The sequence below is a fragment of the Echinicola sp. 20G genome, assembly GCF_015533855.1.
Taxonomy (GTDB): Bacteria; Bacteroidota; Bacteroidia; order Cytophagales; family Cyclobacteriaceae; genus Echinicola.
Genome location: NZ_AP024154.1, coordinates 2,912,539 through 2,936,994, shown reverse-complemented (window position 1 = coordinate 2,936,994; position 24,456 = coordinate 2,912,539). Strand labels below are relative to the sequence as shown.

General features: G+C 39.1%; 20 protein-coding genes. 9 read left to right on the top strand and 11 right to left on the bottom strand.

Going from position 1 to position 24,456, the window contains the following annotated elements; all coding sequences use genetic code 11:
• Positions 1–68: 68 nt before the first annotated feature.
• The 3 genes from JL001_RS12325 to JL001_RS12315 form a co-directional block, all read right to left on the bottom strand.
• Positions 69–881: a DUF4249 domain-containing protein gene (locus JL001_RS12325; RefSeq protein ID WP_200976364.1), complete on the bottom strand. Its 813-nt coding sequence runs from the start codon at positions 879–881 to the stop codon at positions 69–71.
• Between the two features lie 2 nt (positions 882–883).
• Entirely contained in the window at positions 884–3,259 is a 2,376-nt protein-coding gene (locus tag JL001_RS12320) for a TonB-dependent receptor (RefSeq protein WP_200976363.1), read from the bottom strand.
• 263 nt (positions 3,260–3,522) lie between these two features.
• Positions 3,523–4,503 (bottom strand): GlxA family transcriptional regulator, encoded by a 981-nt coding sequence (locus tag JL001_RS12315; protein WP_200976362.1) that lies wholly within the window; start codon positions 4,501–4,503, stop codon positions 3,523–3,525.
• Positions 4,504–4,625: 122 nt separating this feature from the next.
• On the opposite strand from JL001_RS12315, the gene JL001_RS12310 reads away from it, so the two are divergent.
• Entirely contained in the window at positions 4,626–5,033 is a 408-nt protein-coding gene (locus JL001_RS12310; RefSeq protein ID WP_200976361.1) for a VOC family protein, read from the top strand.
• A 42-nt stretch (positions 5,034–5,075) separates the two neighbouring features.
• Positions 5,076–5,513 (top strand): SRPBCC domain-containing protein, encoded by a 438-nt coding sequence (locus JL001_RS12305; RefSeq protein ID WP_200976360.1) that lies wholly within the window; start codon positions 5,076–5,078, stop codon positions 5,511–5,513.
• Positions 5,514–5,860: 347 nt separating this feature from the next.
• Here the strand turns inward: JL001_RS12305 and JL001_RS12300 are convergent, their stop codons facing one another.
• Positions 5,861–6,877 (bottom strand): cation diffusion facilitator family transporter, encoded by a 1,017-nt coding sequence (locus tag JL001_RS12300; RefSeq protein ID WP_200976359.1) that lies wholly within the window; start codon positions 6,875–6,877, stop codon positions 5,861–5,863.
• 33 nt (positions 6,878–6,910) lie between these two features.
• Positions 6,911–7,264, bottom strand: coding sequence for an arsenate reductase (glutaredoxin) (gene arsC / locus JL001_RS12295; RefSeq protein WP_200976358.1), 354 nt, complete (start codon positions 7,262–7,264; stop codon positions 6,911–6,913).
• A gap of 265 nt (positions 7,265–7,529) precedes the next feature.
• Here arsC and JL001_RS12290 point away from each other — a divergent pair, with 265 nt between their 5' ends.
• A complete protein-coding gene (locus JL001_RS12290; protein WP_200976357.1) occupies positions 7,530–8,477 on the top strand; it encodes a lipopolysaccharide assembly protein LapB in 948 nt (315 codons plus the stop codon).
• Here the strand turns inward: JL001_RS12290 and JL001_RS12285 are convergent.
• The 4 genes from JL001_RS12285 to JL001_RS12270 form a co-directional block, all read right to left on the bottom strand.
• Positions 8,465–10,348 (bottom strand): ATP-binding protein, encoded by a 1,884-nt coding sequence (locus tag JL001_RS12285; protein ID WP_236252792.1) that lies wholly within the window; start codon positions 10,346–10,348, stop codon positions 8,465–8,467. The genes JL001_RS12290 and JL001_RS12285 overlap by 13 nt on opposite strands.
• Positions 10,349–10,590: 242 nt before the next feature.
• Positions 10,591–12,858, bottom strand: coding sequence for an aconitate hydratase (locus JL001_RS12280; RefSeq protein WP_200976356.1), 2,268 nt, complete (start codon positions 12,856–12,858; stop codon positions 10,591–10,593).
• A gap of 168 nt (positions 12,859–13,026) precedes the next feature.
• Positions 13,027–14,163: a TIGR00366 family protein gene (locus tag JL001_RS12275; RefSeq protein WP_200976355.1), complete on the bottom strand. Its 1,137-nt coding sequence runs from the start codon at positions 14,161–14,163 to the stop codon at positions 13,027–13,029.
• A gap of 254 nt (positions 14,164–14,417) precedes the next feature.
• Complete coding sequence (locus JL001_RS12270; protein WP_200976354.1) at positions 14,418–15,434, bottom strand: acyl-CoA reductase; 1,017 nt, start codon at positions 15,432–15,434, stop codon at positions 14,418–14,420.
• Positions 15,435–15,605: 171 nt separating this feature from the next.
• Between JL001_RS12270 and JL001_RS12265 the strand changes: the two genes are divergently transcribed.
• The 5 genes from JL001_RS12265 to cas6 all read left to right on the top strand — a co-directional run bounded on the left by JL001_RS12265 (position 15,606) and on the right by cas6 (position 19,778).
• Positions 15,606–15,953 (top strand): 4Fe-4S dicluster domain-containing protein, encoded by a 348-nt coding sequence (locus JL001_RS12265; RefSeq protein WP_200980399.1) that lies wholly within the window; start codon positions 15,606–15,608, stop codon positions 15,951–15,953.
• A gap of 198 nt (positions 15,954–16,151) precedes the next feature.
• Positions 16,152–16,490, top strand: coding sequence for a DUF3276 family protein (locus JL001_RS12260; RefSeq protein WP_192007263.1), 339 nt, complete (start codon positions 16,152–16,154; stop codon positions 16,488–16,490).
• A 128-nt stretch (positions 16,491–16,618) separates the two neighbouring features.
• Positions 16,619–17,704 carry an AI-2E family transporter gene (locus JL001_RS12255; protein WP_200976353.1) on the top strand — a complete coding sequence of 362 codons (1,086 nt, stop codon included), beginning with the start codon at positions 16,619–16,621 and terminating at the stop codon, positions 17,702–17,704.
• A gap of 10 nt (positions 17,705–17,714) precedes the next feature.
• Positions 17,715–18,812 carry a redox-regulated ATPase YchF gene (gene ychF / locus JL001_RS12250; RefSeq protein WP_200976352.1) on the top strand — a complete coding sequence of 366 codons (1,098 nt, stop codon included), beginning with the start codon at positions 17,715–17,717 and terminating at the stop codon, positions 18,810–18,812.
• A 105-nt stretch (positions 18,813–18,917) separates the two neighbouring features.
• Positions 18,918–19,778 (top strand): CRISPR-associated endoribonuclease Cas6, encoded by an 861-nt coding sequence (gene cas6, locus JL001_RS12245; RefSeq protein ID WP_200976351.1) that lies wholly within the window; start codon positions 18,918–18,920, stop codon positions 19,776–19,778.
• Positions 19,779–19,821: 43 nt separating this feature from the next.
• Here the strand turns inward: cas6 and JL001_RS12240 are convergent, their stop codons facing one another.
• Positions 19,822–21,087, bottom strand: a complete 1,266-nt coding sequence (locus tag JL001_RS12240) for a DUF5103 domain-containing protein (RefSeq protein ID WP_200976350.1) — start codon at positions 21,085–21,087, stop codon at positions 19,822–19,824.
• A gap of 115 nt (positions 21,088–21,202) precedes the next feature.
• On the bottom strand, positions 21,203–23,125 hold the full coding sequence (locus JL001_RS12235) for an ABC-F family ATP-binding cassette domain-containing protein (RefSeq protein ID WP_200976349.1): 1,923 nt from the start codon (positions 23,123–23,125) through the stop codon (positions 21,203–21,205).
• A gap of 100 nt (positions 23,126–23,225) precedes the next feature.
• Here JL001_RS12235 and JL001_RS12230 point away from each other — a divergent pair, with 100 nt between their 5' ends.
• Positions 23,226–24,422, top strand: a complete 1,197-nt coding sequence (locus tag JL001_RS12230) for a sorbosone dehydrogenase family protein (protein WP_200976348.1) — start codon at positions 23,226–23,228, stop codon at positions 24,420–24,422.
• The last annotated feature ends 34 nt before the right edge of the window (positions 24,423–24,456 follow it).

The window sequence follows — 24,456 nt, the reverse complement described above, 5'->3', positions numbered from 1 at the left end:
AAGAAAAGGGCTATTACTGAATTCTAACTCAGTAATAGCTCTTTTATACATTTAAATAAACATTGATACTATTCCACCGAATCCTCAATGGAAGTCACTGAGAAAGCAGCAAAATATCCCAAAGCAGTATCTCCGAAATTGGACAAAGGATTGGAGGGAGCCACTCCACCCCCATCAATCACTTCTACCAAAGTTCTGTAATAATCATAGGTACTTCGGTCCAGATGCCTTAACTCCACATACATTTCATCCCCTTCTTTTAGAGTATGAGGGAAATCATAATCTTGGGCATTGCCATTCGTATATTTATCATCACCAAGCCAAAAGTTATCATCCTCAATCAACTCCCCATCAAAGTCAAACACATACACCTCACCATTGACATAAACGTTGAAACTATAATAGTCCCCCAATTCCGCCGGATCTTGAAAATAAGCCCGAAAATAATATCCTTCTTTGTAAAGCAATGATTCTTCTTCAAACCTAAAACCCAATGAATCTATTTCTACCAACTCCTCAGGCATTGTACTTTCTGCGGTATAGGTTTCTCCATCCAACTGAACTTCTATCGTATAGGTCACTCCTCTTTGCCCTTGAATACTGGTAGTCTGATACACTCCATCTCCCAATTCTTCCAACACATCTACATTTCCCTCCTCATCAGAAATTTCTATATAGGCACCTTCGATTCCAGGAAAAACATTATCCTCATAAAAACCTACCGATTCTGAAATAGTAACAGTATAAGGGCCTGGCTGATCTGTGATAATCCCTTCAATTACCACCCTCGGCTCAGCATTATCCAGATCTATTACAATAACCTCTTCACACCCTGTCAAAGAAAGTGCTATGACAACGACTATATATAAATATCTTCTCATGATTATTTGAATCTAAAGTTATAGGTAACTGATGGTAAGATGCTGAATAGCGAAAACTTCACCGCTTCTGTTTTGGTAGGATCATCGCGATCTTCCCTGAAAGTAACCATAAAGGCATTCTTTCGAGCATAAGCGTTATAAACAGAGAAATTCAAATCCGATTCAAACTTTTGATTACTTTTAAGTTTTAGCGTTGCTCCCAAGTCTAACCTATGGTATTCAGGGAGACGGTTGTTGTTTCTCTTATCGTACATATTGATCACTTCACCTTTCACCTCGTATTTCCCTACCGGATAGGTCACTGCATCACCAGAGCGATAGACAAATGAGGCAGACAAATTCCACCTTTTGTTTAATTGATAGATCCCTACAATCGACAAATCATGCGGCCTGTCCCAACTTGCAGGATATACTTCTCCATAATCTACCCCGTCAAATTGGCGTTCAGTTTTCGAAAGGGTGTAACTGATCCAGCCTGTCAAGTCTCCTTTGTTTTTTCTCACAAAAAACTCAGCACCGTAGGACCAACCATCACCAAAGAGTAATTGCGATTCCACATTCTCATTAAAAACCAACTCCGCACCCGTTCGGTAATCCACCTGGTTTTTCATATCCTTGTAATACACCTCTACCGAACTTTCATATGCATTATCATTGAAATTTCGGAAATAGCCCAAAGCGATCTGATCCGCTATTTGAGGACGAACATTATTACTGGATGGAATCCATAAATCGATCGGGGTACCAGCATTGCTATTGGATACCAAATGCAAATATTGGCGATTCCTACCATATGAAGCCTTCACAGACACTTCATCATTCAAGAGGTATGTTAAGCCCAGCCTGGGTTCTAAACCGCCATAGGACTTTACTATTTCCCCATCACCGTAAGTTTCAGTATCGATCACATCCCCGTCTTCATCATAAGTATAAATTTCTCCAGGACCAATCTGAGCGAACCAAGAATACCTCAGACCTGCATTTACGTTGAACCTCGGCGAAAACTCTATATCTTCCGATATATAGGCTGCTGTTTCCCAAGCGTATTTACGTTGCAACTTCTGTTCATTGATATAGGAGTCACCTTGCGGAATAATCTCTCCTGGCACAAAATTATGTCTGATAGCACTCGCACCGAATTTCAAGGTGTTTTGAGGATTAATATAATATTCGAAATCCTCTTTGACGCTAAAATCCCTTATGGCTGAAGTCACCTTAAATCCATTATTCTCATTTTCTTCCTCTTCTGCCATTATCTCTACTTCATAATTGTAATCTGAGAACATGGCCGTAGAATTCAAAAACAATCGATCATTGAAAAGATGGTTCCAGCGTACAGTTGCGGTGGTGTTTCCCCAATCAAATCCAAACAGATCACCATAACCAAAATTATCCCTTCCAAAATAACCTGATACAAATATCCGGTCTTTATCACCCAGTTTATAGTTCGCCTTAGCATTCAAGTCATAGAAATATAGAATGGAATTCTTGACCTCCTCATCATTAGACAATTTCAGAAACAAGTCCACATAGGTCCTTCTTCCAGAAACCACAAATGACCCTTTATCTTTTACAATCGGCGCCTCAATTGTAGCTCGACTTGAAATCAAACCGATACCTCCCTGTGCCGCAAACTTCTTGTTATTTCCTTCTTTCATTTTGATATCAAGGACAGAAGAGGCTCTTCCGCCATATTCAGAAGGGATATGGCCCTTGTAAATCGTAAGGTCTTTTATTGCGTCTGAATTAAAGACGGAGAAAAAACCCAATAAATGTGAGGCGTTATACACCGGAGCCTCATCCAACAGGATCAGGTTTTGATCTGCACTCCCCCCACGGACAAAAAAGCCGCCGCCGCCTTCACTGGCTTTTATACCAGGAAGTAGTTGTATGGTCTTGATGATATCCTTTTCACCAAAAATAACAGGGATAGCTTCCACTTCTCGCATATCCAGTTTATTCACACTCATTTGCGTGGACCGGACATTAGAATCTTCAGGCTCAGCATTGACCACTACCTCCTCCAATTCTGTTGCCCCTGACCCTAACTCCACATCAATTGTTTGATCTTTGTCCAAGGTTATGGCTTTTGTAATTGACTCATATCCCACAAAACTATACACCAAGGTATAATCCCCTGCAGGAACTGTTAGGGAATAAAAGCCATAGACGTTACTTGTCCCTCCTGTGCTTAATTCCTTGATAAAAACTGTGGCTCCTATCAGACCTTCTCCACTGTTTGCATCTTCAATATTACCCCTGATGGTAAATTTCTCTTGGGCGTAAAGACTGGCAGTGGCTAAACAACTGGTCAAAAAGAGCAGCAAAAATTTTCCTTGAAAACTTATCGAACGACAAGTCTTTTTTCTTCTTTTCATCTGTTTTTGTTTTTCAAAAAGGCAAAACTAACAAAGTAGCCCTTAAAATTTGAGCTTTTTAACAACATTGACACTTGGCCAACTTCGATTCAGGCTATTTTGTTTTAGGTAAATTTTAAAAACTATTTCTCTATCAACGAAAATAGTTTCTTGGGGTTAGGAAATAAACTTTAACAAATTGAGAAATCCCTCCCCTATTTGATAGACACTTTTAAGGGAAATTACCCTGAGGCATCACTTAGTATTTTTCAAAAAACATTTAATTAAGATAGCACAGTTTCTTTATTGTACTTATTTCTGTACTCAATTGGTGTAAGTCCGGTTACTTTTTTGAAGACATTGCGAAAAGCTTTGGTATCAGTGTATCCAACATCAAACATTACTTCTGAAATATTTTTCCTCGTCGACTCAAAACTTCTTTTAGCCGCTTCTATTTTCACTCTCTGCAAGTATTCTATCACGGTATTTCCTGTCATTTGCTTGAAACGCCTTTCAAAACTTCTTCTACTTATGGCTACCATTCCTGCCAAATCATCTACACTGATCTTCTCATCGTAGTGGCTCTCTATAAACTCTTGAGCCTTTTTTATCTCCTCGTCAGGATGGTCTTTCTGCCCATTGAAGATGGCAAATGCTGATTGGCTTTCCCTGTCAATGTCTATAGCAAAGTATTTGGCTGCCAAAATAGCCGTACCTCTATCTGTATATTTCTCCAACAAGTACAACAATAAATTCCAGTAAGAATTAGCTCCTCCACTAGAGTAAACCCTGTTTTCCTCTGTAATAATACTCCCATCCACCACCTCCACATTGGGAAAAGTCTCTCTAAACTCATTATAGTAAGCCCAATGCGTTGAACATTTTTTTCCCTCCAACAAGCCTGTAGCTGCCAATAAAAAGGCCCCTACGCATAAAGAAGCTATCTCAGCCCCTTTTCTATATTGATCCAAAATCCAAGGAATAAATGCTTCATTTAGTTCAACTGCCTGTTTCATATTTCCAAAGAGCGCAGGAATAATGATTACATCAGTTTCTTGCACATCGCTAAAAAGTTTGTCAGGATGCACAGAAAACACGCCTTCTGCAAGCTTTATTTCTCTCTGGATCCCCACCAGCTGCACCTCAAACAAAGGAGCTCTACCTGAAGATATCAAAAATTGATTGGCTGCGGTGAACATATACCGGGGATCAGCAATAGCTTCCATCACTGAAGATTCCGGCACAAGTATGGATACTTTTTTCATGACTAAAGATAATTAGAAAGCTTGTCGCAATCAACCCTCAAGTCCGTCGTCTTCACACCACTATAAAGGCCGAGTTATTTCTGAACTTTACCACTACTATTTACTCCAATCATTTCAATGTTATGAATCAAATCATTAGCTACCTTACATTCAATGGAAATTGTAGAGAAGCCATGTTATTCTATCAAAACTGCTTTGGAGGAACCTTGAGCTTACAGACAGTGGGAGAATCTCCCCTTTCAAATAAACTTCCAGAAAATTATAGGGACAAAATTGTTCACGCTACCTTAAAAAACAAAAAGCTGACCCTCATAGGAACTGACATGGTAGACGAATTTGGACTTCAAAAAGGAAATTCCATCTCTCTCCTTATCGACACCAAAGAAGAAGATGAACTGTTTAAATACTATGATAAATTAGCTTCTGGTGCCAAATCTTTCCATCCCATTCAAGCAAATTTTTGGGGTGTTCTCTTTGGTGGGCTCACTGACCAATTCGGACATCACTGGCTATTCCAATGCAGAAAATAAACTGAAATACTAGTAAATCGACGATTACAAACCTTAGTAGACATGGAAAAATCAACTTTCACAATTCAAATCAACGCTTCTCCTGAAAAAGTATGGGAAACATTATGGGATGATAAGTCTTACCAAGCATGGACTGCTGTTTTCAGTGAAGGTTCCCGTGCCGAAACTGACTGGAAAGAAGGTAGCAAGGTATTATTTTTGGACGGAAATGGACAAGGTATGGTCAGCAGAATTGCCAAAACTATTCCCAATAAATACATGTCCATAGAACATTTAGGGTTTTACGACAATGGAAAAGAAGACCTAGAAAGTGAAAAAGTAAAGAGCTGGGCAGGGGTTCATGAAAACTATACACTCAAAAATATCGATGGAAACACGGAACTGTTAGTTGAAATGGATACCGTTGAGGAGTACAAAGATTACTTTGACGACGCATGGCCCAAAGCGTTACGCAAACTAAAATCAATTGCTGAAGATTAGAAAATAAAAGGGGTACAATGAATATTGTACCCCTTTTATTTTCTTCAAAAAATTCTATCCATTTAAAAAATCATTAGCTGCATGGTACGCAGAAACAGTAATAGCTCTCTTTCTTCTGACTACAAAACAATAATTAAAATGACTATTGCCAACCAAACAAAAGCAGACGCAGTCAGGAACACTTTAAACTTTTTTTCATCGCTCATGCTATAAGTTAAGAAACTTAGCTCAAAAATCCAAAAACGAAAACAAAACCAAAACACTAAAAATCAAATATTTACAGAAAATTATAAGGAAACCAAAACCTTCAACAAAAGCTTTTAACCCCAACAGAGCAAATAACAAAATCACACAGGCTTCCTCCCTCTAATATTTTCGCTTAGCTCATGATAGTGCTTTTGATTTTGGGACATATTATTCACATTCCAATTTATCTTTTGTGATTTGGGATACTTTCTCACAGGACAGTCTTTCACCTGGCAATAATGACAGCACTTTTCTGGCAAACAAGGATCTGCATGAACAAAAATCTCAACATTCCCCAACATGTTTTTTTCCAATACTTCCTCCACTCTTTCTACTTCCTCGTGAACCTCCCTTAGCTCAAAGTAATATGGCAATGTCAGATGCAGGTCAATATGTTTATCTGCACCATATTGTTGGACCCTCATGTTATGGATATCGATCCAGTTATTCTTTCGATACTTGTTCAGCACCTTGACCATTGCTATCATTGAGGTTGGGTTTCTTTCATCCATTAAGCCTGCCACAGACTTTCTAACCAAACCATAACCATTGTAAATGATATAAAGCGCAAACAGAATCGAAAACACACCATCAAGCACATCTAAACCTGTGTAGTAGATTATACCCACACCGATGATAAGGACAAAGCTACTGAAAGCATCTGTCAGAATATGCCTTCCATCAGCCTCCAAGGTAAGGCTATTATGCTCTTTACCTTTCTTAAAAAGCATGTAACCTAAAAAACCATTAATTGCTCCTGAAAAACCAACCAAGGCCATCCCATATGGCAAAGACCTTAATACAGATGGAAAAATAAATCCAATAATGGATTGGTAAATAATAAAAAAGCCCGCAAGAATAATCAAAATCCCTTCAATTCCAGCACTAAAAAACTCAATTTTCCCGTGACCATATGGGTGATTTTGATCACGAGGCATAGAGCTCAGATGGATACTATAAAAGGCGAAGCCCGAAGCCACCACATTAACAATACTTTCCAGAGCATCTGTCAATATCGCGTTTGACCGAGTCAAATAGTAGGAATAAAATTTCAGTATAAGCAACAGGACACTGATGACAAAAGAGGCAATAATCCAATGCTTTCTAGGGTTGTTCACAAGGGTTCTCTTTAACGCAAATGGAAAGACAATTTATAAAATCTCCAATATATTTTCCGGTGGCCTTCCGAGAACTGCCTTACGCTCTTTGATTACTATAGGACGCTCAATTAGGATGGGATTATCCACCATAATATCAATCAATTCATCCTCTCCAAACGTTTTACCTTTGAAATTTTCCTTCCATACATTTTCATTCTTACGAATCAATTGATCAGCGGAAATCCCTAACATTTGAATCACAGCTTTTAGCTCAGTCTTAGAAGGAGGAGTCTCCAGGTATTTAATGATCTCTATTTGTTCTTCTGGCATTTTCTCCTGAAGCAATTTCAGTGAATTCCTGCTTTTACCGCATCTTGGGTTATGAAAAATCTTTACTTTACTCATTTCACTTTTTGATTAAGAATTCAAAATTAATTATTCAATGTAGAAAATAAAATCATGAAAGTTCCCCCTGCCTTCTATCCAAAACAAAGAAAACCATATATATTTTGGATCAATACTAAATTATAATAGAACCTCTTTATATATATCCTTCAGCTCCCTGATTTGTTTTGAAGTACTTCACTATACTTCAAAACAGCTTTATTTGTAATTTAAATAAAAAGCTTTCATTAACTTTACTCGCCCAATAGAATACCTTAACAGCATCATGAACAAGCTTCATTCTTCACAACAATTATTGTTTTCTCTATTTCTAATCGTCATCTTTCTTTTTTCCTGTGACTCCATAGAAGACAAAAAAGGCAGGTTTCTTTTAAAAGGAAACAATAAAATGTTGGAAAACGATTACGAAGGAGCCATAGATTTTTACAATGAGGCCATTGACTTGGATCCAGAATTTGCTGATGCTTTTTATAATAGAGGTATTTCAAACCTTAGAATGGCCAAACTGGACCAAGCCATCAATGACTTTTCAAAAGCACTTGAAATCGACCAAGCGAATTATGATGCCCGATACCAGAGAGCTCTAACTTATCTTGACAATGGAGAAAACTACAAATCCCTCGCTGATGCAGATCGGCTTATTGCCAACTCGCCCCAAAATTACAAAGGCTATTTCATAAGAGGCTTAGCCCAAGAAGCACTTACCAATTACTCACAAGCCTTGGCCGCCTTTAAGAATGCGATTGAACTGGAAAGTAAAGTAACGGATCTTTATGTCAACAGAGCTACCATATACTATTACCTGGAAGACTACCATATGGCAGAAGAAGACCTAAAAACCGCTGAAAAAATCAACCCGAACGAAGCCAATATTTACAACTTAAGGTCATTAATCGCTTTTGAAAACGGGAATTATAGTACTGCGCTCTCATGGGTACAAAAAGCCATCGACCTCAATTCCGGTCAAGCTTACTTTTACAATAATCGTGGATTATATTACCTCTTTAATGGTGAGTTGGAAAAAGGAATCGAAGACATCAACTTCAGCCTCAAGCAAAACAGTAAAAACCTGTACGCTCTCAGAAATAAGGGCATTTATTATTATTTTAAAGAGAACAAAACGCTTGCCCAAAAATATTTATCAGAAGTCCACCAAAAAGACCCTTCAATCAAACTTACTCAACAATACCTTGAACTGGCTCAGACTTTATGAGCCTTTACCAATTCTTTGATCCTTCCCTGTAGTTCTAGTGCATCTATTGGCTTAGAGATAAAGCTATCCATCAGCCTGTCCTCCATTCTATTTTGAAGCTCGCTTTTTGAAGCAGCTGTCAAGGCTATAATAGGTATCGATGTCTTTTCTTTTATTAGCCTTGCAGCCTCATAACCGTCCATCACAGGCATTTGAAGATCCATCAAGATGATGTCATAGCTTTTTAAGTCAACAGCTCTCAGCGCTTCTGCTCCATTACAAACCCGTTCACATTCAAAGCCCCACCTTCTTATTATCTTCATGATGACAATGGCATTCACATCGTTGTCCTCAGCAAGTAGGACAAGGGTTTTCTCCAATGGAGTCTCCGTCTCTACTATAGTTGGCTTATATACCTCAATATTATTCTCTGCAAAATACTTATCAAAGGTAATTTCAAAGAAAAAAGTACTCCCTACACCTACTTCTGATTCCAGCTGGATCTGGCTCCCCATGTTTTCCAATAACCTTTTGGTAATCGGCATTCCCAGGCCAGTTCCACCATATTTTACATCAAAACTATGATTTACCTGATCGAATTCATTGAACACCTTTTTGAAGTCCTCCCTAGCTATACCGATACCTGTATCTTTCACCTCAAAATAAACCCTAACTTGATTTTCAGTATCCTGCACCAAAGTGGCTGTTAAATTCACCCTTCCCTCATTGGTAAACTTCAGAGCATTGGTCATAAGGTTATTCAATACTTGAGACAACCTTACCTTATCTCCCAAAACTTTAATATCCAACCTATCGGACACAATCAAGTTGACTTGATTTTTGGATTCATGGGCTTGGTACTTCAAACCATTCACCACTTGTCCCAAGAGTTGCTTAACATTAAAAGGCTTAGACTCAATGGACATTTTACCTGATTCTATCTTCTGGAAATCCAATAAGTCATTGATCATAATAATCAGGTTATCCACCGCAAAATTGATTGTATTTAACGGCCCTTCTTGAAGCTTACTATGTTCCTCTCCAAAAAGTGAATAGACTGAACCAGAGATTGCATTCAAAGGCGTCCTGATTTCATGGGTAATCATAGAAATAAAATCAGACTTGGTCCTACTTGACTCCTCTGCAGCCTTTTTAGCAGATTCCAACGCTAACTCTCTTTCTTTGATATCTGCAATATCAATTATGCTTCCATACCAGTTAATTCCTGAAGGTAAACTTTCAGGTGAAGCCACACCAATTACCCATCGAGGCCCCTCATCAGGATTGATAATTATCCGGAATTCACATCTCCAGTGCGACATGGATCTGGTACTATAAACAATAGTCTTCAAAACCATCCCAATATCATCTGGGTGAACCCTACTCAATAAAAAATCTATGCTTTTAAAATGATCCTTATCTTTTCCATACACATCAAACATTCCCTTCCGGCTCTCACTGAAGTATTTAAAACTCATCTTCCCCCTGTCATCCATAACCATTTGGAAAAGTGCTGTAGGTATTTTATCGAGTAAATTCTTAAAAAAATTCTCTTCAGCTTTCAACTGTTTATTGAAAATATCTAAAGAATCTTCACTACCAGGAAGAATAACTTTACTCCCCTTCTGAAATAAATAGTAATCGATTCCTGTTTGGGAACCTTCAACAATGAATGAATAATAATCGTTGTTATAACCTACAATATTCTCTTCTTGAAACAACATGGTATTTATATCTACCCCTAACCCCCTAAGACTTTTATCAGAAAGTAACCTACCTATTTCATCTTGAAAAGCCTTGTTTCCATAAACAATGGCATGAGGAAAAACCTTTTCAACAAAAAACACCATCTCAGAGGACTGGTCCGTTACGGTCTTAAAGAGATTGTTCAATTTCTTATCATTTTTGAAATTACAATAAATCGCTTTAAAATAGGTGAAACTTTGGAATAAATCAAAACTATTACTGAAATATAATATATTATATAATTAATCAAACATTTAATTTAAAAATAACAATTCATCAAAAATTTAGAATATTCAATATAGCAAAAGCTAAATCGATTAACTTTTAAAATAAAAAAAGGCTTACCGAATAAATCGGTAAGCCTTTTTAATATCATTAATAAAATCTATCAGCCCTTTTGTTGTGCTTTGATCAAGTTCAACGCCGAGCCAGCCTTAAACCAACCAATCTGGGCATCATTGTAACTGTGATTAGCAACAATAACATCTTTAGAACCATCCGCATGGACAAACTCCAAATTAAGCGGCTTATCAGGAGCAAACTGATCCAGATCCAAGAAGTTGATGGTATCATCTTCTTTTACCTTATCATAGTCGGCCTCATTGGCAAATGTCAATGCCAACATACCTTGCTTCTTCAAGTTGGTTTCGTGAATTCTAGCAAATGACTTCACTAACACAGCTTTCACACCAAGGTGTCTTGGCTCCATGGCAGCATGCTCTCTGGAAGAACCTTCACCATAGTTATGGTCACCTACTACGATAGTTGGTACACCTGCTGCTTTGTAAGCCCTTTGAGTAGCAGGAACCGGACCATATTCGCCAGTCAATTGACTCTTCACACTGTTGGTTTCCTCATTGAATGCATTTACTGCACCAATCAAGCAGTTATCAGAAATATTATCCAAATGACCTCTAAACCTCAACCACGGACCAGCCATTGAAATATGATCAGTAGTACACTTGCCAAAAGCCTTGATCAAAAGTTTTGCACCCGTGATGTTCTGTCCATTCCAAGGAGCAAAAGGCTCCAACAACTGGAGTCTCTTAGATTCAGGATTTACTTTTACAACCACATCACTACCATCCTCTGCAGGAGCCTGATAGCCATTATCTTCTACAGCAAATCCTTTCTCTGGAAGCTCATCACCTTTTGGTGGATCTAAAGTCACTTCCTCACCTTCCGCATTAACCAATTTATCCGTAAGTGGGTTGAAACCTAAATCACCAGAGATGGCAATCGCAGCAACCATTTCAGGAGAAGTCACAAAAGCATGGGTATTAGGGTTACCATCAGCACGCTTAGAGAAGTTTCTGTTGAAAGAGTGAACAATGGTATTCTTCTCTTGCTTGTCAGCTCCAGTTCTAGCCCATTGACCTATACAAGGGCCGCAAGCATTGGTAAAGATGGTAGCGTCAAGATCTTCGAAAATCTTTAATAAACCATCTCTATCAGCAGTAAACCTTACTTGCTCAGAACCTGGGTTAATCCCAAAATCAGCTTTGGTTTTCAATTTTTTATCTACAGCTTGCTGAGCAATTGAAGATGCTCTAGACAAATCTTCATAGGAAGAATTGGTACACGAACCGATCAAGCCCCACTCTACTTTCGTTGGCCAGCCATTTTTCTCTGCTTCAGCTCTAATTTGAGAAACTGGAGTAGCTCTATCAGGTGTAAATGGCCCATTGATATGTGGCTCAAGGGTAGAAAGATCAATTTCAATTACCTGATCAAAATATTGCTCTGGATTGGCATAAACTTCATCATCACCTGTCAAGTGTTCCTTCACCTCATTGGCCAAATCCGCAACATCCGCACGGTCAGTTGCTCTTAGGTAACGTGCCATTGACTCATCATAACCAAAAGTGGAAGTTGTAGCTCCAATTTCAGCCCCCATGTTACAAATAGTACCTTTACCTGTTGCTGAAAGTGACTGGGCACCTTCACCAAAATATTCAACGATGCAGCCAGTCCCCCCTTTTACGGTAAGGATTCCAGCTACTTTCAAAATCACATCTTTGGCAGAAGTCCAGCCGTTCATTTTGCCGGTAAGCTTCACACCAATCAATTTAGGGAATTTCAATTCCCAAGCCATTCCAGCCATTACATCTACAGCATCCGCACCACCTACACCAATAGCCACCATACCTAGACCGCCGGCATTTACGGTGTGGGAATCAGTCCCGATCATCATCCCTCCAGGAAAAGCATAATTTTCCAAAACCACTTGGTGGATAATACCTGCTCCAGGTTTCCAGAAACCAATGCCATATTTATTGGAAACTGATTCCAAAAAGTTAAACACTTCACCGCTGGCAGTAAGCGAGCTCTTCAAGTCTTCTTTCGCTCCATTTTGCGCCAAAATTAAGTGGTCACAATGCGCTGTAGAAGGTACTGCCACTTTTTCCTTTCCAGCCTGCATAAACTGCAACAAGGCCATCTGGGCAGTAGCATCTTGCATTGCTACTCTATCAGGAGCAAAATCCACGTAAGACTTCCCTCTTTCAAAGTTTTGTGTAGCGTTCCCTTCCCAAAGGTGTGCGTAAAGGATTTTCTCTGCTAAAGTAAGTGGTTTACCCACCACCTTCCTGGCAGCTGCAATACGCTCAGGATACTTCGCATACACTGCCTTGATCATTTCTATATCAAATGCCATTTGAAATGAATTATTTTAGTGATAACTTGATTTCAATTAAATCGTTGGCAAAGATACGGTTTTAGGCGAAAAAGAGAAGCAAAAGCTAAGTATTGTCACTTATTTATAAGGGTTTAAAATAACCCTTTAATAGTTCCCTGAAGGGATTTTGGTAGAATTATCCCTTTATCAAAAAGCCAAGAACACCCCCAATCCAAACACTATTCCCCCTACCACAAAAAAATAAATGGTATACTTCAACAAGTCCCTTGGCGCTACCCCTGTAATCGCCAATAAAGGCAATGCCCAAAACGGCTGAACCATATTGGTTAGCTGGTCCCCATAAGCCATCGCCATAACCATTTCATGAATGGGCAAGCCCATTTTTATGGCAGCCTCCACGATCACTGGCCCCTGTACAGCCCATTGCCCGCCTCCAGAAGGCACAAAGACATTTACCAAAGCTGCACTCATAATGGTCACAAAGGGAAAACTATCAGGAGATGAAAGCCTCACAAAATAACTTGAGATCAACAGCAACAAACCCGAATGTTTCAACACTCCCAAGATGCCTCCATAAAAGGGAAACTGCAAGATAATCCCTGTAGCACCTTTCAGGGCATTTTGGATAGCCTTGGTATAATTTGTTAAGCTTTTATGTGCCACCATCCCAAAGCCAAGCAATAAAAAATTGACATAATTAAGATCTATAAAACCAAGGGCATTATCTCCTTTTTCAAAAAAACTTCCAAAACCTAAAAGACAAATAAATCCTCCTACTATCCATCCCAAATAACCTTTTCCTTCACCTACTTCCAAAAACTCTTCTCTCACTTCTACAGGGGTGAATTCCACCTTCTTTCGAGAAAGTAGCCAAAGGGTTATCATGATTGCGAAAAAAAGGAAACTATTAATCAGGATATTCTCCTTGCTCAAGATAGTTTCGGAAACTGAAATGGATCCAATTTCAGATACCAAAAAATGATTGGGCTCGGCCACTTTTAGGGGCGCTGAACCAGAAAACCCACCATGCCACACCATCATCCCCAAGTATCCAGATGCTGCTACTAATGGATAATTAATTAGAATCCCCTGCTGTACGGCATGATTCCCTATCCTCTTCGCCAATACAGCCCCTAAAATTAAACCAAAGCCCCAATTGAAATAACCGGCTATCATGGTGACCGCTCCGGTCAATAAAACGGCGTGAACATTGGACTTCACTAGTGAGGAAACCTTACCTAGCAAGCTTGACACAGGTTTGGAAATGGCCAATGCATGACCAAAAACCAAAATCAAAACCATTTGCAAAGTAAACTCCAGCAATCCTCAGAAACCTTTCCTCCAAAAGCCAAAGACCTCCCACGTATAATAATAAGTCGATATTTTATCCGACTTAGTCATTATAATCGCCCCAACTATACAAATTACAGACAGCAGAAGGGCCAAGCCAAAAGGGGTTGGAAAGGAAAAACTCTTTGCTCTATTGATCAAATTGGGTTCGGATTAATTCTGGGAGCACTATTAACCATATAATATAATGGCTTTCTCCAAAACATCCACCATATATTAACCCTGAATCAAGAAAGGTCCTGCAAGAAAGCTACCGTATCCACATGGTCTGCATAATCCTCCACAGAAGGTCTTTGCGCTTCTCCAAATTCAAAACTGCTTGGATACCATCCTCCTCTACTTACAATGCATTGGATTTTATCTTCCTTTTCTTTTATTTTTTCCATTAACTGTTCTACCTCCTCATATACCTCATAATAAAGAACCGCAACTGGAGAAACCAACTCCTCACTTGGCTTACAGAGTAAAAACCCATTATCCAGATGAACATCACCATTTACAAGGTAAATGGATTTATTATAATCGTAATTATTAAGGTATTTATGGTGGCTTAACACAAAATGGTAGCCCTCGATAGCCGTCAGAAAATCCTTTATCTGTGATTCACTTTTCAGGTAAACTTTGGAAACATTTCTGCAACCAAGGCCGAAATATTGAAAAATATCCTTAGCTAATTCTTTATAATCCAAGGCTGATTCTGAACCATCAAGCACCGCAATTGAAGTCCTGTTTTTCCTAATAATACTTGGGAATTTTCCAAAATAATACTCAAAATAGCGGGCCGAGTTATCACTCCCCGTCGCAATGTAGGCATCCTTGCCTTTTAGCATGTCCTCAAAAAACACTTTATCCTCAAAATAAGGGGCTAACTCTATCAACTCCTTTACCAACCATTTAAGCAGTACCTGATCAGTAGAACTCAACTTTACGTGAGCAATATGCCCTGTCAACAAAACTGCCATTAAATCATGAAACCCGACCGCAGGTATATTCCCAGCCATCATTACCCCAACTGTTTTAGGTTCTGGTTGATCTTTGACCTGATATTTTGCCATCCAATTATTCAAGGCCTCTTCATCCAAGAGCTGTACCAAGCCCTGAAGTGCTAGTTTCACTTGGTCAGGAGTAAACCAATTGTTATTATTCTCAGCCCTAAAAGCCAATTCATCAATTTCATAATCGGGCAAAGATGATAGCTTCTTTCCTAAAGCAGCAAAAGCATTGATTCTCTCCTGAAGGGTCATTTCGTTGTCTTTTTTTGTATAAGACCACAAAGATATTTATTTGTCATTAAAAAGTGAATTTTGGAATTCTAAGCTAGATTCATTATAAATTATTTAGCGAATCAATATTTGTATTGGTATATTGTTATATGCTTCTTAATTTTGAATTCGAAATTAAAAAAGGAGATTATAATGGCAATAATGATAACCGACGAATGCATCAACTGCGGTGCATGCGAACCTGAATGCCCTAACACTGCGATCTATGAAGGTGGCATCGAATGGACATGGGGCGGTGGAACTGAACTCAAAGAGGTAAAGCTGGAAGACGGTACAGTGATTGACGCTGAAGAACCTCAGGAGCCTGTTTCTGATGAATTTTACTATATCGTTACCGAGAAATGTACAGAGTGTACAGGATTTCACGAGGAGCCTCAGTGTGCCGCTGTTTGCCCTGTGGACTGTTGCGTTGACGATCCTGACAACCCTGAATCTGAAGAAGAGCTTTTGGCGAAGAAAGAATATTTACACGCAGAATAACATAAAGGAGCGACAAACATCGCTCCTTTTTCTTTTTACCAGTTTCCCAAAAAAACACCTGACTTTTAAAGCTTTATACAAAAAACAGCACCCTTCTTAAAAAAAAACCTACCAAGACCTTGAATTTAAATCCCGAATTGATTTAACTTGTCATTCGTATTATAAATCCTTGATATAAGTAATTAAAAATTTTGGAAAGTGGAAGAGCATAAAGGAAACGACAGAGAGGAGATTTTCTCAAGAAAAGTAAAAGCAGGAAAAAGAACTTACTTTTTTGATGTAAAGTCTACGAGATCAAACGATTATTACCTTACCATCACTGAAAGCAAACGAAAAGTTAGAGATGACAATTTCGTTTATGAAAAGCACAAAATCTTTCTTTACAAAGAAGACTTTGCCAAGTTCGTTGATGCATTACAAGACACTGTAGATCACGTCAAAAATGAATTAATGGCTGATTTTGACTTCTCTCAATACGAGGCTGAAGCTGAGACCAGTTCCGAAGATAATTTCGGAGAAGATTTGAAGTGGGATTAATTCCCATCTGAAAACAAAAGAGACTGTATCATTAAATTTAACCCGATCTGCAGAGGTTAAAGTCCGTGAGTTAAAAATTCTTTTTACTCAATGTGGAAATGGTACAGTCTCTTTACTATTTTTATAATATGCAGAAATTTATACTTTCAGTGCTGGCATTTCTGCTGGCTGTACTTTTATTAGGCTGGTATTTTTCCAACATTGCTTTCTATTTTATTATTTCCTTGGTCATTGCAGCTGCCTTGCGCCCCATGACCAACAGAATCAACAGCATCCATGTATTTGGGCAACACATTCCACGCTGGTTAGCAATTTTATTTTCTTTTGCCACAATTGGGCTGATCCTTTTCTCCATCATACTACTCTTCATTCCCCTGATTATTGCCCAGGTTGAAATCATCCAAAATTTGGATGTTGAATTTCTCTACGAACAGATACAAAGACCTGTGAACCGGATAGAAGCTGTTTTGACTAATTTAAATTTACTGAGCAACAATCCCGGTAATCTTTTTGAGCAAGTCAAGAACACCATGCTATCCAGTCTAAGTGAAATCAACATCCAAGGCTTTCTAAATGGACTGATTAATGCAACCAGCTCTGTACTGATTACCGTCTTAGCGATTGTATTTATCTCATTCTTCCTGCTTTTGGAAAATGGGCTTCTTAGAAGAAACTTTATCAATTTGGTACCCAATCAGTATTTTGAACTTTCTGTCGCCACTTTTCATAAAGTAGAAAGGCTGCTCTCCAACTATTTACTGGGACTACTAATTCAAATGAGTGCTATTTTCACCATAGCTTCATTTGGTCTTTCGATAGTAGGAGTGGAATATGCACTTACGATAGGAATATTCGCTGCTGTAGCCAACCTTATCCCATATGCAGGACCTATATTAGGGGCCACCTTCGGTGTTTTGGTGGGCCTATCCACCGGAGACTTCCTAGGCACCCAAGAGATGACTTTGTTAATTGTGAAAATTTTATCTGTTTTTTCTATTGTTCAGCTTACCGACAACCTTTTTCTTCAGCCACTAATTTTCTCTAAATCGGTAAAAGCACATCCACTTGAAATATTTGTTGTTATCTTTGCAGCGGCAAAAGTCGGCGGAGTACTCGGGATGATATTTGCCATCCCTGTCTATACCATAGTAAGAGTCTCAGTGCAAGAGTTTTACAAAGGATATAAAGAATACCGCATATTTAGAATCAAATAGCAAAAAATAAATGGCTTTACAGTGTGGCATCGTTGGGCTTCCCAACGTTGGAAAATCAACCTTATTTAATGCGCTTTCAAGTGCAAAAGCAGAAGCGGCAAACTTCCCTTTCTGTACCATTGAACCCAATGTAGGAGTGGTGACAGTCCCAGATAGCAGACTTCAAACCCTAGAAAAATTGGTCAATCCACAAAGGGTAATGCCTACTGTGATAGAATTCGTGGACATTGCCGGGCTGGTCAAAGGAGCTAGTAAAGGTGAAGGACTTGGCAACAAGTTTCTAGCGAATATCCGTGAAGTTGACGCTATCGTTCACGTCATCCGTTGCTTTAATGATGACAATGTCGTTCACGTAGCAGGAAATGTAGACCCCATCTTTGACAAAGAGATAATTGACACCGAACTTCAACTTAAAGATTTGGAGTCAGTGGAAAAAAAGATTGCCAGAATCGAAAAAATCGCAAAATCAGGCGACGCAAAAGCAAAAAAAGACTTAGAAATTCTTAAATTGTTTAAAAGCGGTTTAGAGGCGGGTAAAAACGCCAGAGCCATAGACGTAGAAAAAGAGGATTTAGAAGCAATTCGAGACATTCACCTTCTCACCATCAAGCCAGTGCTTTATGTAGCCAACGTAGATGAAGCAAGTATCCTTACTGGCAATGAGCATGTAAATAAGCTCAAGGAAAATGTCAAAGATGAAAACGCGGAAGTCATCATGCTTTGCGCAGCTATCGAATCACAAATTGCAGAATTTGACGACCCTGAAGAAAAGGAAATGTTCCTAGGAGAATATGGACTTGAAGAAAGTGGTTTGAACAGGTTGATCAGAGCGGCATACTCTTTGCTTAATCTTATCACTTACTTTACTGCAGGGGTACAAGAAGTGCGTGCCTGGACCATTCAAAAAGGATGGAAAGCTCCAGCTGCTGCAGGAGTTATCCATACTGACTTTGAAAGAGGATTTATCAAATCTGAAGTAATCAAATTGGCTGACTACGAGAAATATAAATCTGAAGCAGCTTGTCGTGAAAATGGAAAAATCGCCATTGAAGGCAAGGAGTATATTGTTCAAGATGGTGACATTATGCATTTTAGGTTTAATGTTTAACATAATTCAGAATTTTATCGTAGTTTTGCGAACAAATTGAATACTACAGCGTTGACAGTAGTAAAGATTAAAATAATCATTGTTTAACTTTTCATTTTTAATGCCGTGAGAATAAGATTAATATTTTCGTTAAAAAACAAAGGCGCTTATTTACCCTTTCACCATCAGTACATTTTGGCCCAATTCCTTAAAGGTCTAATTGTAAAAGGTGGCCGTGAAGAGTTTTTCAACTACAATTACTTCAACTTCTCTGGTCTTAAAGGACAGACCAAAGTAAGTAGAAGCGGCTTACATTATTACTCAAGCTTAGTTACCCTAGTGCTTTCATCACCCAATGAAGACTTCCTTGACTATTTGCTAGAGCAAGTGTTTAAAACGCCCAAAATTGAGTTGGGAAATCTCGTCATTTCACCTGAGTACACTGAAAAGGAATCGGAACCAGAATTGGAACCATCAAACAAATTTGTTTGTATTTCCCCATTGGTACTGTTAACTCCTACGTTTAACGACGACTCTGGAAAGAGATTCATCAATCCGGATACGGATGAGTTCTCTGACCTTCTATATGAGTCTACCTTAACTAGGATGGAGCGTTCTGGATGGTACAACCAAGAGCAAATGGAATCTTTCTATAAGTTCCAGGTGGTACCTGACATGAACTATGTAAATAAGCTGAAAGAACAGCAAAAGAAATTTGCTAGAATTTATTCCGTGTACGACATGGATGTTAAATATGAAGTAAGAGGATACACCCTTCCGTTTACTTTGTATGCAGCTCCTGAAGTACAGGACTTCGTTTTCAAGTGTGGATTGGGAGCCTTTACACACAAAGGTTTTGGTATGTTAGATCTTGCCAATAACTCTCCCAGCCAACGCACTGAACCTTACAAATTCAAAAGAGAAGGTTTTGTCCCTTACAAATCCAGACAAGACCAAGCCACTAAAGAAGAGGAAGGCGAAGATTAAAAATTAGAACCCTGAGGATGATTTCTCAGGGTTTTTTATTACTTCAAAATCGCTTGTTATTAGCATTAATAGTGATGTACCCCAATAACTCATCATAGCGGCTTCCAAAATCCCTGTAGTACACCAAAACATCGTATTCATTTTCTGTCTGAAAATGACTCCCCTCCATGGAAAGGGTGTCCCAATCCATTCCCTCTTTCACTGCTACCTGAAAATCATACCATCCTTGTTTTAATAAAATAGATGTCTGGTACTGTTTGGAAATCCCAACTTGGTCCATTTTGGCAGCAACTGATTTCCCCCAATTACTTAGAGAGCCAAAAACATAAGGTTCCCCCTCTATTTCTTTCATATCCACCTTAAAGGTGACCAGCACATATTCACTTTCCAATTTGGCATTTCCACGCTCTAGGTTTTCAATAATATATTGCCCATTGAGATCCAAATATTCCATATAGCTTAAATCAGCACGGGGTTGACTAACAGATGTCTCTGCATAAGCTACATCTGACTCCAATTTCATTGTTGCGATATTTCTTCCAGTGGTCCTGACATATCGCAAGTCGATAAAACGAAATTCATTGCCTGCATCGAAAATATTTTCACTATTGAAAAAACGGTATTCCAAGAGGCTTCTTTCTTCCCTGATAAAAGTGGGCTGCTGACCCATCTTTGCATTGTCCCACCGTTGGTTTTGCCTCACAATCACCTTAACATTTTTACCTGGATCCCTGATCTCACGATTAGCATAATTTACTTGTATATCAATTTGCTGCCCAGTCATTCTTTCAGCAGTCTGTGTAGGAGGAATCAAGGAAGCTCCTACTTTCAATTGGGCATCATACACCATAAAACGCTTAGTCAGAATCAGTGCATCTTCATCCCTTCCTCTATAGACCTTTAACAGGTAATTCCCAGACTTACTTACAGCTGGAACCTCAAATGTATAATGGATATAGGGCACCCTTGTATTGATGGAGTAATCGTAGGTGTTCACATTGAATTCATTAAATTGACTGAGGTAATCAGCCGACTTTAAACCTGAAGGAGTCCAATCGGCATTACAATGTACCAAGGAGGCAGAATACCTGTCTGGCTCAAAGGCCAAATCATCAAACTCCAAAACCAACCCCGATGAACCCAAAGGAATTACAGGAGCATTCATTTGAGCTCCCAACCCCACCCCGTTTCGGTAAAGTTGAACTGTTTGGATATTTTCCTCAAACACTTTGTCTTCCAATGCGAATTGGGCAAGTAGCATCTTAGGAAAGATCAAAAATAAAATGAAAGCAATCTTCAATTTCTTCATAACACTTCTCTGTCAAACAAGCTCTCAATATAAAAAATAATGCCAACCTTCACTTCTTCAAAGCTAGGTTGGCATAATATAAATTCTTGTAAAATTACAGGTAAAACAATTGATTTTAAGAAACAACCTCCTGTAAACTTTCTATCTCTTCAGCTATCTTCTCCCAAATAGTATTCAGTTGGCCTTCTTCCTGCTTAAGTTTTTCATAGGCTTGATTTACCTTGGCTGCTTCACTTTCATTTTGAAAGATGGCAGGATCAGCCAATTGCTGCTCAAGTGATTCTTTTTTTTCTTCTAAGGCCATTATTTTTGACTCCACCTCCTCAAGTTCTCTCTCCTTTTTTTTCAAGTCTTTTTTTGCTTGGCTGACCTCACTGTCATTTCTCACCTCTTTCGGCTTCTGTACTTTCTCCTTTTTAACTACAGGTGCAGCATCTACCTCCACTTGTTGGGAACGCCAATAATTGTATTCATCATAGCTTCCCAAGTACTCCTTGATTTCATGATCTTCGATATACCAAATCTTATTGGCTACCCCCTTGATGAAATGTCTGTCGTGAGAAACAGTAATAAAAGTACCCTCATATTGTTGCAAGGCTTGAATCAGAATATTTACCGATTGCATATCCAAGTGGTTGGTCGGTTCATCCAACAATAGGAAATTGGCTTCTGAAATTAAGGTCTTGGCCAATGCCACCCTTGATTTTTCACCACCGGAAAGTACTTTGATCTTTTTGAAAACATCGTCATTGGTAAACAAAAAACAGCCAAGTACATTCCTTAGCTCTGTCTCTGTCTTGTCGCTTCCAGCCTGAACCATTTCCTGAATAATCTCATTATTGACATTCAAGGCCTCTAATTGGTGCTGCGCAAAAAAGGACTTGACGACATTATACCCTTCACTTCTTTCTCCTTTGATTGGCTCTGTTCCATCAATAATCCTCAAGAGGGTCGATTTCCCCTTTCCATTGGCTCCAATCAAGGCTATTTTGTCACCGCGCTCTATCCTCGCGGTACTGTTTTTCAAGATCTGAATATCCCCATAAGCCTTGGATACATGATCCAAAGTCACTACATCCCTTCCTGATTGCTTGGCAAATTTAAACTTAAAGTTGACTGAGATATTATCACTAACTACTTCATTCACCTTCTCCAGCCTTTCAAGTGCCTTGACACGCGACTGAACCTGATTGGATTTAGAGGCTTTGGCGCGGAATCGCTCAATGAATCTTTCCGTGTCTTTGATCATCTTTTGTTGATTCTCATAGGCATTTTGCTGAATCTCTTCACGCTCTACCTTTTCCTCTTTATAGAAAGAGTAATTGCCTGCGTAGATGGTCAGTGATTGACGGGAAACCTCCACGGTGGTTTCGATGCAGTTATCCAAAAAAGTCTGATCGTGGGAAACCACAATGACAGCTCCTTCATAGGTTTTTAAGTAATTTTCCACCCACTGAATGGATGGTAAATCCAAGTGGTTGGTAGGCTCATCAAGCATCAACAAAGAAGGCTTTTCCAATAGCAGCTTTGCCAACATCACACGCATCCTCCATCCTCCTGAAAATGTTTTCAGAGGTCTTTGTAAATCTGCTGTAGAAAACCCAATTCCCTCCAGCACTTCTTCCGCCTTGGCCTTGATCGTATAACCTTCATTAGCTTCAAAGCGCTCCTGAAGATGGGCCAACTTATTGATAATCTCCTCTGAGTAATCGGTCTCCATCTGTTTCAAAACAGCATCTATCTCATCTTGGAGCTTCAAGGTGTCCTTGAATGCTTCCAAAGCCACTTCCAGAATACTGTCTTCAGATTGATAAGAAAGTAAATCCTGATTCAAAAAACCAATAGTACAATCCTTCGCTTTTTGAATTTCCCCCTTGCTCGGCTGATAGTCACCATTGATAATCTTCAACAGTGTGGACTTACCTGTACCGTTAAGGCCCACAAGGCCCATCTTATCCTTAGGTTTGATGTGTAGCGATGCATTCTCATATAATGCCCTTCCGCCGATATAGTATGATAAATTATTGATGGATAACATGCTGCAAAAATAAGGATTCTCCCGTTTATAAATCATTCTAATGAAAAAATTCACCAAATTGTTAAATTGAAGAATTATTGAACAAACACAACCCTAATCTATGAACTATCGCAAAACCTTATTTGGCGCAGCAATGTTAAGTCTCATGCTTGTTTCATGCGCTCATGATGATGAAAAAAAACTTCAACCTATAGATGCCATTGAAGGAGAAAACCGGGTTGACATCTCTTCAGACTCTGCAGAGGTTAAGCTTGAAACCATACAGTTACCGGCCAATTTCTCCATTGAGGTATGGGCAGCCAATGTACCTAACGCCCGATCCTTAGCAACAACTGAGGAAGGAATTGTTTTCGTTGGAAATCGCGACGAAAAAAATGTGTATGCCCTGATTGACTCAGATGGAGATGGCAAGGCCAACTTTCGCTACACCTTAGCCGAAGACCTTAGATCTCCAAATGGTGTTGCTTATAAAGATGGCGACCTCTATGTAGCTGAAATCAGCAGAATCTTAAAATTTCCAGACATCAAAAATCACTTGGCTGATCCCACTTTTGAAGTTGTATATGATGGCTACCCCACAGAAGGTCATCATGGTTGGAAATTTATAGATTTTGGCCCTGATGGAATGCTCTATATTCCTGTGGGAGCTCCTTGTAATATTTGTGAACCTGAAAAAGAAATCTTCGCCTCCATTACAAGAATAGATTTGAATGCGGAAAACATTGAACCTGAAATCGTAGCACATGGCGTTAGAAATTCTGTAGGATTTGACTGGCACCCAGACACCAAAAACCTTTGGTTTACGGACAATGGTCGTGACCAAATGGGAGATGATGTTCCGGAATGCGAGCTGAATGAAATCACTGAAGTTGGTCAGCACTTTGGTTACCCTTATTGGCATGAAGGTACTGTCAAAGATCCTGAATTTGGAGACAATGGGGAAGATCAATCGGCTTATGAAATGCCCAAAGCAAAAATGGGACCCCACGTGGCACCATTGGGAATGCGCTTTTATGCAGGTGAGATGTTCCCCGACGATTATAACAAATCCATCTTTGTAGCAAAACATGGTTCTTGGAACCGTAGTAAGAAAAGCGGTTATGTAGTCAGCAATGTAAGCCTTAGTGGCAGTGAAGTAACGGGTGAAACCGTATTTGCATCAGGCTGGTTGGATGATGCTAGTCAGGAAGTGTGGGGAAGACCGGTTGACGTCCAGGAATTACCAGATGGAAGCCTATTGGTATCTGATGATATGGCAGGATGTATTTATAGAATAAGTTACTCTGATAAAAATTAAAACCCTTGATTTCATAAAAATGGCCAGCCCAAAT

Coding starts and splice junctions, on each gene's coding strand:
- JL001_RS12235 (WP_200976349.1), bottom strand. CDS start 23,125: ATGTTATCCATCAATAATTTATCATACTATATCGGCGGAAGGGCATTA.
- JL001_RS12325 (WP_200976364.1), bottom strand. CDS start 881: ATGAGAAGATATTTATATATAGTCGTTGTCATAGCACTTTCTTTGACA.
- arsC (WP_200976358.1), bottom strand. CDS start 7,264: ATGAGTAAAGTAAAGATTTTTCATAACCCAAGATGCGGTAAAAGCAGG.
- ychF (WP_200976352.1), top strand. CDS start 17,715: ATGGCTTTACAGTGTGGCATCGTTGGGCTTCCCAACGTTGGAAAATCA.
- JL001_RS12290 (WP_200976357.1), top strand. CDS start 7,530: ATGAACAAGCTTCATTCTTCACAACAATTATTGTTTTCTCTATTTCTA.
- JL001_RS12310 (WP_200976361.1), top strand. CDS start 4,626: ATGAATCAAATCATTAGCTACCTTACATTCAATGGAAATTGTAGAGAA.
- JL001_RS12270 (WP_200976354.1), bottom strand. CDS start 15,434: ATGACCCTTCAGGAGAGAATCAATGCTTTTGCTGCTTTAGGAAAGAAG.
- JL001_RS12255 (WP_200976353.1), top strand. CDS start 16,619: ATGCAGAAATTTATACTTTCAGTGCTGGCATTTCTGCTGGCTGTACTT.
- JL001_RS12305 (WP_200976360.1), top strand. CDS start 5,076: ATGGAAAAATCAACTTTCACAATTCAAATCAACGCTTCTCCTGAAAAA.
- JL001_RS12230 (WP_200976348.1), top strand. CDS start 23,226: ATGAACTATCGCAAAACCTTATTTGGCGCAGCAATGTTAAGTCTCATG.
- JL001_RS12320 (WP_200976363.1), bottom strand. CDS start 3,259: ATGAAAAGAAGAAAAAAGACTTGTCGTTCGATAAGTTTTCAAGGAAAA.
- JL001_RS12280 (WP_200976356.1), bottom strand. CDS start 12,858: ATGGCATTTGATATAGAAATGATCAAGGCAGTGTATGCGAAGTATCCT.
- JL001_RS12240 (WP_200976350.1), bottom strand. CDS start 21,087: ATGAAGAAATTGAAGATTGCTTTCATTTTATTTTTGATCTTTCCTAAG.
- JL001_RS12265 (WP_200980399.1), top strand. CDS start 15,606: ATGGCAATAATGATAACCGACGAATGCATCAACTGCGGTGCATGCGAA.
- JL001_RS12315 (WP_200976362.1), bottom strand. CDS start 4,503: ATGAAAAAAGTATCCATACTTGTGCCGGAATCTTCAGTGATGGAAGCT.